Below are 16140 nucleotides of genomic sequence, written 5' to 3' on the forward strand. Positions count from 1 at the left end.
TAGCATATGCCGAAAGTTCACATTGTAACTGACTCCACAGCGGACTTAACAACAGAATTGATTGAACAATACAATATAAATGTCATACCTTTAACCATTCAAATTGATGGCGAATCATTTATTGATGGGGTGGATATAAAAGCAGAAGAATTTTTAGAAAAAATGTCGATAGCTAAAGAATTACCGAAATCATCACAACCATCATCCGGGGTCTTTAAAGAATTATACGACGAGCTTGGAAAAGATGGTGATCAAGTTATTTCTATACATATGACTGGTGGTATGAGTGGAACTGTAAAATCGGCACAGGCTGCTGCCGAGATGACTGAATCAGATGTTACAGTAATTGATTCCAAATTTATTTCCTTCGCGTTATCTTTCCAAGTTGAGGAAGCAGCTAAAATGGCTTCAAATGGCGAGACAAAAGAAGCAATCATTCAAAAAGTAGAAGATATTCGCCAAAAGACTGATTTGTTTGTCGTCGTAGATACTTTGGATAATCTCGTTAAAGGTGGTAGAATTGGTAAAGGTAAAGCAATGCTTGGTTCTTTACTCTCTATTAAACCAATCGCAAGTTTAGCAGGTGGAGAGTATACACCAATTGCAAAAGTAAGAAGCCATAAACAAGTTGTCAATTACTTATTTGACCGATATATAGCAGATACAAAAGGAAAGGTTGTCAAAGCGGTTGGTATTTCTCATGCAAATGGATTTTCAATGGCTAAACCTTTGATGAACCTTATTAAGGAATCAGGTTTTCTTGACATCCAAGTTTCATTTACATCACCTGTTATAAGTACGCACACAGGACCTGGAGCTATTGGATTTATGTATACGACTGAATAGACAAAAGGCAGGCAGGGAGGAATACTTATCCCTGCTTTTGTTTTATCCAGATAGGCAAACCTAACAATCAATGGGATGAAGGATCTCCAACTGGTTGAAGTTTCACTTTTCAAAAAAGGGGTTTCTGATGAAATATTTATTAATAATTATTAGCGTTATTTTTCTAGTTGGATGTAATTCCAATGACCTAGTGGAAGTTAGTTTTTCGGAAAAGCAGGAGGTTCTTTTTGAGGATTATGTCATTCCTTTTCAGTTTTTTCCTAGAACAATTGAAGTTGTTGGACTTGGAGATTCTCTGACACAAGGAGTAGGGGATGAATTAAAGAGAGAAGGTTATTTAGGACGTCTGCAGCAACATTTTTCACAATATAAAGGAATAGAAGACGTTCCATTAACCAATACTGCAAAAAGAGGTCGTAGAAGCGATCAACTTTTAAAGATGTTAAAGGATGGAGAAATTGACCACCAAATACGAAAAGCCCATATCATTACCTTAACTATAGGTGGGAATGACATTATGAAAGTTGTTAAGAAAGACTTGTTTAACCTTAAAGTAGAGGCTTTTGAAAAAGAATTAGGCAAATTTGAAAGGAACTATGATCAAATTATTCAGGAGATTCGGGAGATTAATAGTACTGCTCCGATTATATTAATGGGTTTATATAATCCTATTACAATTGTCACAGATGAAAAAAGTGAGTTTGACCTTATTTTAAATGATTGGAATGAAACCATACAGGAGATTGCTGATAGTGATAGCAATGCTTGTTATGTACCAATCGACCACCTTTTCGTAACTAATGCTAATTTGGTTTATCACACTGATTTCTTCCATCCAAACAGTAAAGGTTATCAACTTGTGATTGAAGAAATAGTTAGTTCTATGCAAGATTGTGGTTTAATAGATGCGGATAGTAGGGAATTGTTGTTTTAAGGAGTTGATGGATTGAATAAATGGAAAATTGCATTTTTTATATTAGTAATAATTATTATCGGTAGTATTGGAACCTTCGTTTATTGGATAACAACTCCTGTAGAATCCGTATGGATAGAGGAAGCTAACACGCCTCCAGAAGGGAATGTGTTAACTGTAAATGCAACAAAAGAGGATTTTCAAGCTATTGCAAATACGTATCTTGAAAAAGCGATAGGTGGAAAACCTCTTCCCCTTCAAATCTCTGTAGATGATCAAATTGTTTTATCATCAGAGTTTACTGCTTTTTCTATAAATTTGCCAGTAAAAATGTTTTTTGAACCATATGTAGAAGAGAACGGAAATATTCGATTAGAACAGTCCTCTGTTGAAATTGGACAACTACAACTGGATCCGGAAACAATTTTAAAGCTGTTGAGAGATTCAGTTGAACTTCCAAATTGGATGGTTGTCAACCCAGCAGAAGAAGAGGTCCTCATTCAGTTGTCAGATATTCCGATGACCTCTGGTGTTCATGTCCGAGCAAAAGAGTTGAATTTAGCAGAGGATATCATTACGCTTGAAATTGTAATACCAACAGAATAGGGGGCGAAACAATGGAAAAAGCAACTTTTGCAGGCGGCTGTTTTTGGTGTATGGTAAAGCCTTTTGATTCGTACGATGGGATTGAAAAAGTGGTTTCTGGATATACGGGTGGACATGTACCTAATCCAACATACGAACAGGTTTGCTCTAATGCAACTGGACATTACGAAGCAGTACAAATCACTTTTGATCCAGCTGTATTTTCATATGATCGTTTATTAGAAATTTTTTGGCTCAATATAGATCCAACAGATGATAATGGCCAATTTTTTGACCGTGGTTCTTCTTATCAAACGGCCATTTTTTATCATACAGAAGAGCAAAAAGAAAAAGCAATCGCCTCAAAGGATGCTTTAGATGCATCTGGCAGATTTAATGTTAAAATTGCTGTGAAAATACTACCTGCCGCTGAGTTTTATCCTGCGGAGGATTATCATCAAGATTATTATAAGAAAAACCCAGGCCACTATAATCGTTATTTCACGGGATCTGGTAGAGCTGCGTTTGTTGAAAGAATGAAGGAGGGGCAATAAATGAAAGAGAACTTAACTGAAATGCAATTTTATGTTACACAACAAAATGGTACAGAACCACCGTTTCAAGGTGAGTATGATAAGCATTTTGATGAAGGAATATACGTAGATGTAGTATCTGGTAAGCCTTTATTTCATTCAAAAGATAAATATGATGCTGGTTGCGGTTGGCCAAGTTTTACTCGTCCAATTGAGGAGCATGAGGTTTTAGAAAAATTTGATGATAGCCATGGTATGAGACGTGTTGAAGTACGAAGCAAAACAGCGGACTCTCATCTAGGCCACGTATTCCCAGATGGACCTAAGGAAGAAACAGGACTGCGCTACTGTATCAATTCCGCGGCACTTCGTTTTGTACCTAAAGATAAATTGGAAGAAGAAGGTTATGAAGAGTATATCAAAATGTTCTAATAGCCAATCGAGCGAACAATGGGATTAGAGCACCACGAAAGAAAGTATATTTTCTTTTATATCTGTGGATATAAAGAGAAATAGTAGGGGTTAACTAAATTAATAAAAGAAGTAGCTCACGAAATTGTATATTCGTGAGCTTTCTTTATCAATTAGAAAATATCATTTCTATCATTATACAAAATGTAATAATTCAGTTACTAAAGAGGTAGAAGCGCTTAGGACAAACAACTCCTATAAAACTACCACCATCTCTCGGAAACGATAGATGGAAGTACTGATCGAAAGGGCGCTTGCTCTTTTTTATTTTGTAAAATATTTTAAAAAAGTAACTCTTACTAGAGAGCTTTTCAATTGATAAATTCCTTTGTGATTATGTTACTTGCTTTGGCATAACGAATACTTGCGCTTAAAGTGAATTTACTTGCTGTACTCTTCGTATACTTGCCCTCACACTTACATTACTTGCTCATAAGGGCGATTTACTTGCGAATCGGGAAATTTATCCATCAACTATTGTAATTCACTAGAAATTTATGCGAATAACATAATTTTAAAGGATGTATTTCCTTGGATCATCGTGCAAGAGTCTTCAAAAGTACTCGTTAAATATGCGATAAAAAATGGTTGGTCATGACGAAAGTCATAACCAACCATTTTATGATGATACATTTTATAATTTAAACTCATTTACTACCTTACTTAATTCATCTGCTTGGTGGGATAATTCTACCGCAGACGCATTAATTTCTTGCATAGCAGCAGATCCTTGTTCTGCAGCAGCAGCGGAAGTTTCCGTGTTAGTTGCTGTATTTTCTGCAATTTGAGTTACTTCTATAAACGATGCGGCAACTTCTTGACTAAAGTTTAGCGTTTCTTCAATCTGCTTCACCATCTTATCAATAATAGAAATCGTTTCGTTTGTTTGATTCATGATTTGGTCAAGAGAAGCATTCGTTTCGTTTGCAACTTCCACTCCTCGTATTACACTTTCGACACCCTCGTGATTTTGTTTAACAATTGAAGTAACTTCTGACTGTATTGAAGTAACAATACCTGTAACTTCTTTTGCTGCTTTCTGGGATTGCTCTGCCAGCTTTCGTACCTCATCTGCAACTACTGCGAACCCTCTACCATGTTCACCAGCACGAGCAGCTTCGATTGCAGCATTTAAAGCTAGTAAATTCGTTTGTTCTGCAATAGCTGTAATAGTTTTGATAATAGAGGTAATTTCAGTTGATTTGGTCCCTAGTGATTCCACAGTTTGAGTAGTATTTGCCATTGTTTCTTCAATACTCATCATGACATTTGAAGAATGCTGTACAGATTCTCCACCTTTTTGTGCCGCCTCAATCATATGGTCCGTAGCTTCTTTCACTGATTGTGCGTCATTGTTTAAGTATCTTGTTGCTTCTTCTAATGAATTCATTTTTTGTATTGCTTCTGTCATGCTTCGTAATGTTTGATCACTTCCAGCAGCAATTTCATTCGTAGAATCAGCGATAGATTGAATTGTTAAAGCTGTTTCGTCTGATGATGCCATCAATTCTTGACCACTGGCAGAAACATTCACTGTAAGTTCTCTGACTCTTCTTACAAGATCGGCAATGGATGTTATCAGGACATTTGTACTATTCGCGATCTCTGAAAATTCATCTTTAGATCTTACTTTTACTCGTCTCGTCAGATCACCACCAGCTTGTGCGATATCTAAGATGGATCGGTTAATAGCATTCGTACTGCGTTTAATAGAGAAGAATAAGAAAATACCGAAAGATAAGGTTAGTACTACAGAGAAAATAGTTAGTGCTATAAATATCATAAGAGAGGTGTTATTCTCTTTTTTCAATAAAGCAATCTGATTTGCATTATTCTTTTCAAGAAGTTCATTCATTGCAGCGATATGTACATCAACATAATTCATGGCAGTTTTACCGTTTCCAGTATTCACTAATTTTTGGGCTGACTCTATACCTTTTTCATCACGAATGTTGATAACTCGATCAGAATATTGTAAATAAGTTGTAAAAAATTGGTCAATAGATTGAATTTTTTGTAACTCTTCAGGGCGATTTTCGTATGTTTTGTACAGTTCTTTAATGTTTGTAATAGTTGAATCTTTATATTTTCTATAGCTTGCCATATAATTATTCTTACCGGTTATGATATAACTTTGTTCTGCATTAGCAAGCTGTGCAATCTCAGTTGCAATTTGATTTACCATCATCTGTTCTTTAATGTCCACATTAGTGAACTTCTCTAATGCTTGTTGAGCAGAAAACATTTTTGTAGACGTTAGGACGAGCATCGATATTAAAACAACAATAAGAACTGTAAAAATTATAAGAACTCGACCACGAATCGAATGCAGAAAATTGGCCTTGGCTGTACGGTTTAGATTTAGCTTTTTATCCTCCTTCCTAGACTTCTTAAATAGGAAGATAGGTTTGCTTCTTTTAGTTTTTCCTTCGTTCTTTTTACGGGTCTTTATTTTTGGGAAATTCATTGATTTTAAGTTTTTTGCAAAGTTTTTTCTCAACCATATCAATCCTTTCAATATGTCAAACTATTAACATTTTTAAGTTTACTTGTTTTAGTTTGAATTATCTACACTTTTTTGTTTTTTTATAAGTCTTCATGACTAAAGGAGGGTTATTTTTATGAGACAATCGTTTTATTTGTTTGCTTTAAAATTCCGGGGAGGTCAAAAGGGAGATGAAAAGGTAAAATTCGCCAATAGTATGTTTAACCATCACGATTTTCCAAAGGCGGAAACTTCTTTTGATAAAATATCGTTATATATTGAGGAGCTTGCTGACCCGAATATGCCTGCAACGGTCTTTGATGAAATATGGGAGTATTATATAGAAGATTCAAAGTAGGTAGTTCATTGCAATTGAAGGAAAAAAACGGTATCATTAAGCCGAAACGTATAAGAAATGAGGTTATTTAAATGAGTATTCATATTAGTGCAAAAAAAGGTGAAATTGCAGACACAATCTTACTTCCAGGAGATCCATTACGCGCAAAGTATATTGCTGAAACATTTTTAGAGGATGTAGTTCAATATAATGAGGTTCGTAATATGTTCGGATATACTGGGACATATAAAGGAAAAAGAATTTCTGTACAAGGTACGGGAATGGGCGTACCTTCTATATCTATTTATGTTCATGAATTAATGAATGACTACGATGTACAAAAATTAATCCGTGTAGGAACTTGTGGAGCAATCCAAAAAGATGTAAAAGTTCGTGACGTAATTCTTGCTCAAAGTGCATCAACTGACTCTACATTAAATAAAGTGTTGTTGGATGATATTAGTTATGCACCAACAGCTGACTTTGACCTTTTATACAAAGCTTACAATGCAGGTAAAGAAGCTGGTCTAAACTTAAAAGTAGGTAACGTATTTACAGCAGATTTATTCTACAATGAAAACGCTCAAAATGAGAAGTGGGCTGACTATGGTGTTCTTGCTGTGGAAATGGAATCAGCAGCTTTATATACACTTGCTGCGAAATTCGGTCGTCAAGCATTAGCTGTTTTAACAGTTAGTGATCATATTATCACTGGAGAAGCAACTTCTTCTGAGGAACGTCAAACAACGTTTAATGATATGATTGTTGTTGCATTAGAAGCAGCAATTCAAGACTAAGTTAAAAATAGACTGTCATATATATGACAGTCTATTTTTAAAATGAAACTATGACTTAAAGTATTAAAAACTACATATCATATTAAGGAAAGTTTTTTCTGAAAAGGGTGAAAGAATTTGGACGATCAAAAACAAAATAATGAAGAAGACATTACTGAGGTAAAACCAGCATCCAAATATATAAAAATGAAACCATTTGTTTTCCTATTGAGTATTTTTGCCCTAATAGTAGCAACAGCAACAATTACTATGATTGTTTTAACATGGGGAGACGAAAAAGTCGTAAACATTAATACAGCTAATCAGGCTGAGCGTTCTGAGTTTTCTAAATTGTATTTGGCCTATGATAAATTAGAGGAAGAATACTATAAAGAAGTAGATGAAGAAGCGGTGATCAATGGCGCAATTAACGGGATGATCGATGCATTAGAAGATCCATATTCTGATTATATGAATCGAGACGAGGCATCACAGTTCAATGAAAATATTTCGTCGAGTTTTCAAGGTATAGGTGCAGAGATACAAGAAAGAGATGGTTATATTAACATTGTGTCACCTATCAAAAACTCTCCAGCTGAAAAAGCTGGTTTGATGCCAAATGATAAAGTCTTGGCGGTAGATGGTAAAGATATTAAAGGATATAGTGCGTCGGAGGCAGTATTACTTATTCGAGGTAGTAAGGGAACAGAAGTAACATTGTCTATACAAAGAGGTACTAATGCTCAAATGGAAGTAACAATTGTACGTGACGATATTCCGATTGAAACTGTTTATGCAGAAATGTTGGATGATCAAGTGGCACATATTATTATATCGAGCTTTTCTACAAACACATATGATGAATTACTGACAGCAATCGATTCCATGGAGAAAGAGGGCATGAAAGCATTAGTACTTGATGTTCGTCAAAATCCCGGTGGTTTACTATCTTCTGCTATTGATATCTCTAATCTATTCGTAGATGAAGGTAAAAACCTACTTCAAATTGAAATTCAGGGCGATAAAGAGGTTACAGTTGCTACCCCTGGGTCACGTGTAAAAGTTCCTGTTACACTAATCATTGATGAAGGTAGTGCATCTGCATCAGAAATTCTTGCTGGCGCATTAAGTGAATCAGCAAATGTACCGTTAGTAGGATTAAATTCCTTTGGTAAAGGGACTGTTCAAACAGTAAATGATTTACCAGACGGTTCAAATATTAAAATTACTACTGCTAAATGGTTAACACCTGATGGAAACTGGATTCATGACGTAGGGATTCTTCCTGATCATGTAGTTGAATATCCATCTTATGCAATGTTACCTCCTTTAGATACAGCTATAACGTTGAAAAAAAACCAATCGTCCGAAGCTGTCCAAACTGCAGAAGAAATGTTGAAAGCAGTAGGATATGATGTAGGAGTAGTTGACGGGAACTTTGACGAACAGATGAATACTGCTGTGAAGAAGTTCCAATCAGACAACAAACTTGCTGTATCAGGTGATATAGATGGAGAAACATCTTTCCTATTGATGGATCAACTAAGAGCGAAAATCTTAGAAGAGGATCCACAGTTAATAAAAGCACAGGAAATTGCAACAGATTTGTTAAACAAATAAATAGTTGAATAAGAGCTGACCTTTATGGTCAGCTTTTTCGACGATATTAAGGGAGTTAAAGAATATGAAAGATGTCTATCTACTAAGTGGCTTTTTAGGGAGTGGTAAAACTTCTTTACTGTCTCATTTAATAGAACAACTGAAAGCAGAAGGACTAAAACCTGCTGTTATTATGAATGAATTAGGGAAATTGCCTTTTGATAGTAAATCCGTGGATGAAGATGTGCCTATAAAAGAAATGCTAGAAGGTTGTATTTGCTGCACTGGTTCTGAAAAAATGGAAGCACAATTACAAATGTTATTAGAAGGTGAAGAATTCGATGTACTATTAATAGAAACAACTGGTGCGGCTCATCCTGTAGAAGCTATGGATGCAGTTTTATCTCCATATTTTGCAAGTAGACTGAATATGAAAGGTATTATTACAGTGGCAGATTGTAAAAGATGGATAGATAGAGACAAAATGACCCCACAAACACGTATGTTATTTATGGAGCAAATTAAACATGCGCATTTAATAGTAGCAAATAAGGTTGACCTTCTTTCTGACAATGAAATAGCTATGGTAACATTGCAAATTCAGGGGGTAAATAATCACGCTCCTATTATTCAGACATCTAATGCCAAATTACCTTTAAAAATGATTACAAACCTAGAAGCCACTTACTTTAGTCAAGAAATACAACAAACGGCAATAGGGAAACAGCTATCCTTGTCTTCGCGATTACACACATTTACAGAGCCTGTTAACAAGGATGAATTTGAAAAGTGGGTAAAGGAACTTCCAGATACTATTTATCGTATGAAGGGCTATGTACCGTTAAAAGGCCATAAAAATCCTTTTCTATTTCAATATGCATACGGGATGGTACAGTGGCTTCCTGAATACATTAAAATGCATCCACAGATTGTTATTATAGGTGATCAGGTAGAATCTATCGCTATCATAGGAAACACTGAAAATGATTAAAGCGTTTCAATTACTTTATCAAAACCGTCAGTCAGTTAGTTCTATAAAGACAGAAGAAGAGCTCAGAGCCATCATTCATTCTGAGTTATTAGATGAATATACTCACCCTAGAGCTAGATTATCGATTCAAAAAAAATATAGTATGGCATTAGAACGGATTGAAAATAGTAAGCTATCCAACAAGCAGCAGCAAGCGATGGTTGAACTATATAAAGAGGAATTAAAAAAACTGTCAACCGAAGATAATAACTAATATTTTAGCAAAGTGGTTATGTTATCCAAAATTCTTTACTAGATTTGTAGATTTTAAAGATAAAAAGATTCAATTGGTTTCGTTGGAATATTTTATGTGAAAATTTCATTCTATTTTGTGTTTACAATAGGGGAGCACAAAAGAAGGAGGAAATGAAACATGAATAAAAAACATATGATTATGGCTGGAATTTTAGCTAGTGGATTATTAATCTCTACCAATACAGCTAACGCATCTATGAATACTGGGTTTTCACCAACTACTTCCGAGGCAAAGACATCCGTTACCTACAAATGGGACGCTCCAAAAAGCTTTTCCTATAATGTAAAATGGAAATACAATACGCAATTATCATTTGCGAAGCTTCTAACTATTTTAAACCAAGTAGAAAAACCAGCAGTAATAGATAAAGAAAATGAGCAACAAAAAGAAGAGACAACTCCAAAACCTGAAGTTGAAAAACCAATGGAGTCAGAAAAAAAACCAGAAGTGGTAACTCCAACTAAGCCAGTTGAAGAAAAACCAGTAGTAAAAGAACCAGAAACACCAGTTCAAGAAAAACCAGTAGTAAAAGAACCAGAAGCGCCAGTAAAAGAAAATGTTGAAAAAGAACCAGTTGTAAAAGAGCCATCAACTGAAGGGAAAGATGAGGTTAAAGTTACTTCTGAAATTCAACAGGTTGTCGACTTAACGAACAAAGAACGTGCTAAGGCAGGATTACAAGCACTTCAAATTGATACAAAACTAACTCAGTCAGCTCAAGCAAAATCTCAAGATATGAAAAATAAAAACTATTTTTCTCATACAAGCCCAACTTATGGATCACCTTTTGATCAAATGAAGTCAATGGGAATTACGTATAAATCTGCAGCAGAAAACATTGCGATGGGTCAACGTAGCCCAGCTGAAGTTGTAGATGCATGGATGAAATCTCCAGGACATAAAGCTAATATTATGAATGGTTCATTTACACATATCGGAGTAGGTTTATCTGATAGTGGATATTATTGGACACAACAATTCATCGGTAAATAATTAACAAAAAAAACGACGCAGATCAATTTTGCGTCGTTTTTTTTACTGTTGCGATTATTAGTCATCACTTTAGAAATAATTCATTCCTATTTTTCAGCGCTAACTAGGGTGTGCGCTTCCCAAGTAGCAGCAGCGCACATCCGTAGTATCTAATCGTTTTGATTGCTGTGAAGACATTATTACTGCTTCTTCATTTTTTTCTGTAAATAAATAAGTCGTGAGGTAAGTGTTATTGCTCCAATAGACAATCCTACAATTAATCCGATCCAATATCCAAAGCGCTCAAATGAAGTGTAGTTGGCTAGGAAATATCCAGTTGGCAAACCTATTATCCAATAGGAAATGATAGCCATGATAAATGTCATCGTAACATCCTTGTAACCTCGCAATGCCCCTTGAACTGGCGCTTGAACTGCATCAGATAATTGGAACAATGCAGCAAAGAAGAAAAATTGAACTGTTAATTCGATAACATACCGATCATCTGTATAAACAGAAGCAATTTGCTCTCTAAATAATAACAATATCGAAATGGAAAGTAGACTAAAGCATATTGCTGTTATCACACTCAACCAACTATAGGTCTGTGCTTCTGAGAATCGTTTAGCGCCAATTTCATGACCTACTAATATCGTAGCACCCATTGCAATGCTAAGAGGTACCATGTAAAGCAGAGATGTGAAATTCATGGCTATTTGGTGTGCTGAAATAACTTGAGTTGAATATACACTCATCAATATTGTGACAGCTGAAAAGATAGTTGTTTCTGCAAAAAGCGATATTCCTATTGGAACTCCAATTTTCATCAGTGTGCGTATTTTCACAAAAGACGGCTTGGTCCAACCGTGAAAAATTTTTAAATTCGCAAATGGATTACTGCGAAGAACGATAATAAATGCTATAAGTAATATTAGCCAGTAAGTAATCGCAGAGGCTAGTCCCGCTCCGACCCCGCCTAATTCTGGAAAGCCCAGTTTTCCGTATATAAGCAAGTAGTTTAAAACAATGTTAATCGGCGCGGATATCAAGGTGATTAACATGGAAACTCTCGTCTTACCTAAAGCATCGATAAAAGAACGTAAGACACTATATAAAAATAATGGGGCCAGACCAATACTCAGCATTAACAAATAATTCTTTGCCACGATGCGTACACTATCTTCAAGAGGTATTAAATTTAATATTGGGTCAGTGAGCAGGATAATACCTAAAAATACAATAATAGCTAGTACTATTCCTATATAAAAACCTTGTTGTACAAAGGTACGTACATCTTTCTTCTTTTTTGCTCCTATTAATTGTGCTACAATGGGCGTAATGCCTATTAATATACCGGTTAGGGCGGTATATACAGGTACCCATAAAGAAGAACCTATAGAAACACCAGCTAAATGGGCAATACTATATTTACTTGTCATTAAAATATCAAAGAAGGTCATTAAATAGAGTGCAATTTGTGTGATTAGTATGGGCAAGACGATCTTAATCATATACTTACTTTTTTCTGGTAGAGTTCTCATTTCGTGCATGTTGGCATACATCCTTTTAAGTTATAAAATTAGTTAGGAGATTATTAATGAATAATAACACAATAGTATTAACTGGTGGGGGAACGGCCGGTCATGTTTCGTTAAATGAAGCTATAATACCCGAGTTAATAAAGAAAAAATATAATATCCATTATATTGGATCGTATAATGGAATAGAAAAAACAATCATTGGGGAACGATTTCCAGAAATACCTTATCATCCTATTTCTAATGGGAAGTTAAGAAGGTATTTTTCACTGAAAAATCTTTCTGATCCATTTAAAGTCTTGTATGGTACATTACAGGCTTTATCAGTATTGAAAAAAGTCAAACCCTCTATCGTATTTTCAAAAGGTGGTTTTGTATCTGTACCTGTTGTGCTTGCTGCTAAATTGGCGAATATACCAGTTGTGATTCATGAATCAGATTTAACACCAGGGCTAGCGAACAAAATTGCTTCTTCTTTTGCTGAACATATTTTCACTGTTTTTGAAGAGACAATAAGACACTTACCTGAGAACAAAGCATCTTCTATAGGGGCAATACTACGCCCTGATTTATTTCAAGGTAATGACAAAATTGCAGAACAATTAACTGGATTTGATGCAACGAAAGAAACAATTATAATTATGGGTGGTAGTCAAGGATCAGCTAAGATAAATGATGTCATTAAGCAGAATATAGATCAACTTACTCGCAGATTTCAACTTATCCATTTATGTGGTAAAGGAAACAAAGATGAGTTCTTAGTTGGGAAACCTAATTATATTGCATTTGAATATGTTACAAATGAATTACCTCATTTGATGAAACTGTCCGATTATGTAATTAGCAGGGCTGGATCAAACTCTATTTTCGAATTTCTAGAATTGAAAAAACCTATGTTACTTATTCCGTTATCAATTCAGGCAAGTAGAGGGGATCAAGTGTTGAACGCAAGATACTTTGAGAAAAAAGGTTTTGCAAATGTACTTGAAGAAGAAAATCTTAAACCCACTACTTTTATGGATTCCATAAATCATATTGTTAACAATAAGGAAGAAATGATTGATCGGATGTTCGAGACTAACGCTTCAAAAACGCCCGAGCAGTTCGTTGAATTATTACTAACTTACAAAAAGTAAAAAATTCCCGTCACTATGTAAAGTGACGGGAATTTTTTACATTGCCTGTTCCTCTTCGTTTTCTTGTTGCATTAGGACTAAGTGGAACAAGTCTTTTGGTATATAGTATAGATCAAATGCTCCATCTAAGGCATTTATTTCTGCATAGATAGAAGGATGTGATTCATTTGCTTTTAATGCATATCTAAGTTTTTCCGTGGCACGTATACTTTTCGCATTGTTTTTGCGAATTCGTAAAAATACTGTATGGATATCTAAATCAAAGAAAAGTTCCTGTAAAAATTGTTCTTTAGCTTTTTTATTGTATCCCAGACCTTGAAAAGGACAGCCAATCCAAGTGCCTAAAAATCCTGCACCATCTTCTACATCAAACAGATTAATTGTTCCGATTGGTTGACCAAAGTCGCTGACAATTGTTCGAGAAATAACAGTTCCTTTTTCTTCTTCTTCCATTAACTGTTTTGTAACAAACCAATACTCATCGGCCGAACTTGCTTTATGACGTACGAAAGGCAAAATAGTTGGTTCTGACATTAGTTCATAAAGAGATGTACATTCGAATAAATCCCGTTTTTTTATCAAAAAAAGCGCCCCCTAAAAAGAACCAATAAATGAGCAGAGTCATCCTAGTTCCCCTGAAATTTTTCACTTCATCGTGCATAAAAAATTTCGGGGTAGGAATCGAACCTACTAGGACCAGCTCAAAACTGGTGGCGCACCATTTGCCTTCCCTCGGCAAAGCGAACTTTGCCTTATAAAATTATTTGCATTAATAATATACTTTGTTTTTTCTATTTTGCATAGTAGAAAGTATTTTAAAAATAATTAAACTTTTGGAAAAAATATTTTCTAAAAATATATGTTAAATACTTGTATGTTTCTTCTTAAATACATATGATTAAATTAGCTTAGTATAGAACTTGACAGGAGTTTTTAAATAGATGTCTCAGTCTTTCTTAAACCATACTCAATTTCATTTATTATATGATTTAGCCGATGAATATGTGTTCTTTATGCGAAAAGAAGATTCTTCTTATGTATATGAGTTTATCAACAAAAAAGCAGAGGAGCTTTTTTCAGAAAGTCCTATAGGGAAGACACTGGATGAATGTTTTAGTGAACTGCACAATAGAACCATTATCCAACATTATAATCGAGCATGCTTGCAAAAAAAATCTGTTTCCTACCATGATCATCATTGTGTACAAAGTGAAACAAATATAAATGAAACAACAGCTATACCCATTTATGAAAATGGAATGAGTTATATTTTAGCAACAACTAAAGAAGTTTCTCGGACAAAGAATATGAAAGATTATACCTATGTTTTGGAGTCTTACAGTAAAGCCATTAATGAAGTTGCATTAGTTGCGTTGACAAATCAGGATGGAATAATTGAAACAGTAAACGAACTATTTGAAACTACAACGAAATTTAAAAGGGAAGATGTGATAGGTAAAACATTTCATTTGATAAATTCTAACTATCATGACGAATCTTTTTTCTCTAATTTGTGGGAAACGATAGGTAATGGAGATATTTGGCATGGCCAAATACGTAATCGAACAAAGGAAGGATCTTTTTTTTGGGTAAATGCGACCGTTGTACCCATAAAAAATGATTTAGGACAAATTGAAAAGTTTTTAACTATACAATTTGATGATACGGAAAAGAAACGTATGATGAACGAACTACGAAATATAGAACGCTCCTTTAAATTAATCACGGAACACTCAAATGATCTAATAGCTATAACAGATGCAGAAGGTTTCTTACTTTACTCGTCGCCAAGTCATGAATCAATATTAAAATATGATAAAGAAGAATTACTTGGTAGTTATTATTTTAATCTGATAACAGATCAAACGGAAACAGTAAGTTTATCTAACTTAAAGATGTTAGATAAGTTCCGAGTAGAACTTCTTCTACAAACAAAGGATGGAAATTCTATTTGGACAGATACATCAGTAACGACAGTAGAGAACACAGTCGATGATGAGAAGGAAAAATGGTTCGTTATTGTATCTCGTGAAATTACAGAGAAAAGAGCCTTAGAAGATCAGCTAAAGTTTATGGCTTATCATGATAGTTTAACTAGTCTACCAAATCGACGTTCCTTTTATGAAGACTTTCCAGTTTATATCTCGTCTGTAAGTTCAGAGTTTCCGAATGTAGGGTTATTATATATTGATGGCGATAATTTTAAAGCGATTAATGATCAATACGGACATGATGTTGGGGATCAGTTTTTAACTCATTTTGCTGAAAATCTCCAGCACAGTTTAGATTATAAGTACAATATATATCGTATTGGTGGCGATGAATTTGTCATAATCATTGATCAGATTGCAGATTATTTGAATGGTAGAAGCATTACAATTGAAAAAATTGTTCAGACAATCCAGCAAAGTCTACGAAAAGGTTGGATTATAGAGGAGTCTTACTTTTCGCCCACTTCGTCGATCGGGATTGCCATGTTCCCAAATGACGGCTCTTCCATAGACGAGCTATTAGATCATGCAGATCAAGCGTTATACATCGCAAAGAAAAATGGAAAGAACAATTATATATATACTAATGCCGTTCAGACTTAATGGAACGGCTTTTTCTTTCAATTGACCTATGATAGGTGAACAAAGGAACGTAAACTTAGAAGGGAATGT

General features: G+C 34.7%; 16 protein-coding genes. 13 read left to right on the plus strand and 3 right to left on the minus strand.

Features of this window, described 5'->3' with window-relative positions; genetic code table 11:
• The first annotated feature begins 6 nt into the window (after positions 1-6).
• The 5 genes from ACQCPR_RS08585 (at position 7) to msrB (ending at position 3309) form a co-directional block, all read left to right on the plus strand.
• The gene (locus tag ACQCPR_RS08585) at positions 7-846 is read left to right on the plus strand and encodes a DegV family protein (protein WP_093494767.1); all 840 of its coding nucleotides are present in this window, start codon (positions 7-9) and stop codon (positions 844-846) included.
• 127 nt (positions 847-973) lie between these two features.
• The gene (locus ACQCPR_RS08590; RefSeq protein ID WP_427138762.1) at positions 974-1780 is read left to right on the plus strand and encodes a GDSL-type esterase/lipase family protein; all 807 of its coding nucleotides are present in this window, start codon (positions 974-976) and stop codon (positions 1778-1780) included.
• 12 nt (positions 1781-1792) lie between these two features.
• Positions 1793-2365 (plus strand): YpmS family protein, encoded by a 573-nt coding sequence (locus ACQCPR_RS08595; protein ID WP_090561455.1) that lies wholly within the window; start codon positions 1793-1795, stop codon positions 2363-2365.
• 11 nt (positions 2366-2376) lie between these two features.
• Positions 2377-2898 (plus strand): peptide-methionine (S)-S-oxide reductase MsrA, encoded by a 522-nt coding sequence (gene msrA, locus ACQCPR_RS08600; protein WP_093494770.1) that lies wholly within the window; start codon positions 2377-2379, stop codon positions 2896-2898.
• Positions 2899-3309, plus strand: coding sequence for a peptide-methionine (R)-S-oxide reductase MsrB (msrB, locus tag ACQCPR_RS08605; protein ID WP_093494771.1), 411 nt, complete (start codon positions 2899-2901; stop codon positions 3307-3309). It abuts the gene before it with no gap.
• Between the two features lie 673 nt (positions 3310-3982).
• Here the strand turns inward: msrB and ACQCPR_RS08610 are convergent.
• Positions 3983-5848 (minus strand): methyl-accepting chemotaxis protein, encoded by a 1866-nt coding sequence (locus ACQCPR_RS08610; protein WP_427138763.1) that lies wholly within the window; start codon positions 5846-5848, stop codon positions 3983-3985.
• 121 nt (positions 5849-5969) lie between these two features.
• On the opposite strand from ACQCPR_RS08610, the gene ACQCPR_RS08615 reads away from it, so the two are divergent.
• The 6 genes from ACQCPR_RS08615 (at position 5970) to ACQCPR_RS08640 (ending at position 10824) form a co-directional block, all read left to right on the plus strand.
• Positions 5970-6191, plus strand: coding sequence for a YozE family protein (locus ACQCPR_RS08615; protein ID WP_427138764.1), 222 nt, complete (start codon positions 5970-5972; stop codon positions 6189-6191).
• Between the two features lie 71 nt (positions 6192-6262).
• The gene (deoD, locus tag ACQCPR_RS08620; protein WP_090561451.1) at positions 6263-6967 is read left to right on the plus strand and encodes a purine-nucleoside phosphorylase; all 705 of its coding nucleotides are present in this window, start codon (positions 6263-6265) and stop codon (positions 6965-6967) included.
• A gap of 117 nt (positions 6968-7084) precedes the next feature.
• Complete coding sequence (locus ACQCPR_RS08625) at positions 7085-8566, plus strand: S41 family peptidase (protein WP_427138765.1); 1482 nt, start codon at positions 7085-7087, stop codon at positions 8564-8566.
• A 64-nt stretch (positions 8567-8630) separates the two neighbouring features.
• Complete coding sequence (locus ACQCPR_RS08630) at positions 8631-9536, plus strand: CobW family GTP-binding protein (protein WP_427138766.1); 906 nt, start codon at positions 8631-8633, stop codon at positions 9534-9536.
• Complete coding sequence (locus ACQCPR_RS08635; protein WP_090561445.1) at positions 9529-9789, plus strand: hypothetical protein; 261 nt, start codon at positions 9529-9531, stop codon at positions 9787-9789. Before ACQCPR_RS08630 ends, ACQCPR_RS08635 begins: the two co-directional genes overlap by 8 nt.
• A 159-nt stretch (positions 9790-9948) precedes the next feature.
• Positions 9949-10824 carry a CAP domain-containing protein gene (locus ACQCPR_RS08640; protein WP_427138767.1) on the plus strand — a complete coding sequence of 292 codons (876 nt, stop codon included), beginning with the start codon at positions 9949-9951 and terminating at the stop codon, positions 10822-10824.
• A gap of 179 nt (positions 10825-11003) precedes the next feature.
• Here ACQCPR_RS08640 and ACQCPR_RS08645 read toward each other — a convergent pair whose 3' ends face one another.
• Positions 11004-12353 carry an MATE family efflux transporter gene (locus tag ACQCPR_RS08645; protein ID WP_427138768.1) on the minus strand — a complete coding sequence of 450 codons (1350 nt, stop codon included), beginning with the start codon at positions 12351-12353 and terminating at the stop codon, positions 11004-11006.
• Positions 12354-12400: 47 nt separating this feature from the next.
• Between ACQCPR_RS08645 and ACQCPR_RS08650 the strand changes: the two genes are divergently transcribed.
• Complete coding sequence (locus ACQCPR_RS08650; protein WP_427138769.1) at positions 12401-13477, plus strand: undecaprenyldiphospho-muramoylpentapeptide beta-N-acetylglucosaminyltransferase; 1077 nt, start codon at positions 12401-12403, stop codon at positions 13475-13477.
• A gap of 36 nt (positions 13478-13513) precedes the next feature.
• On the opposite strand, the gene ACQCPR_RS08655 is transcribed toward ACQCPR_RS08650, so the two are convergent.
• Positions 13514-14059 carry a GNAT family N-acetyltransferase gene (locus tag ACQCPR_RS08655; protein WP_427138770.1) on the minus strand — a complete coding sequence of 182 codons (546 nt, stop codon included), beginning with the start codon at positions 14057-14059 and terminating at the stop codon, positions 13514-13516.
• 359 nt (positions 14060-14418) lie between these two features.
• On the opposite strand from ACQCPR_RS08655, the gene ACQCPR_RS08660 reads away from it, so the two are divergent.
• The gene (locus ACQCPR_RS08660) at positions 14419-16071 is read left to right on the plus strand and encodes a diguanylate cyclase domain-containing protein (RefSeq protein ID WP_427138771.1); all 1653 of its coding nucleotides are present in this window, start codon (positions 14419-14421) and stop codon (positions 16069-16071) included.
• The last annotated feature ends 69 nt before the right edge of the window (positions 16072-16140 follow it).

It is taken from the genome of Psychrobacillus psychrodurans (assembly GCF_050209195.1).
GTDB classification, from domain to species: domain Bacteria; phylum Bacillota; class Bacilli; order Bacillales_A; family Planococcaceae; genus Psychrobacillus; species Psychrobacillus psychrodurans.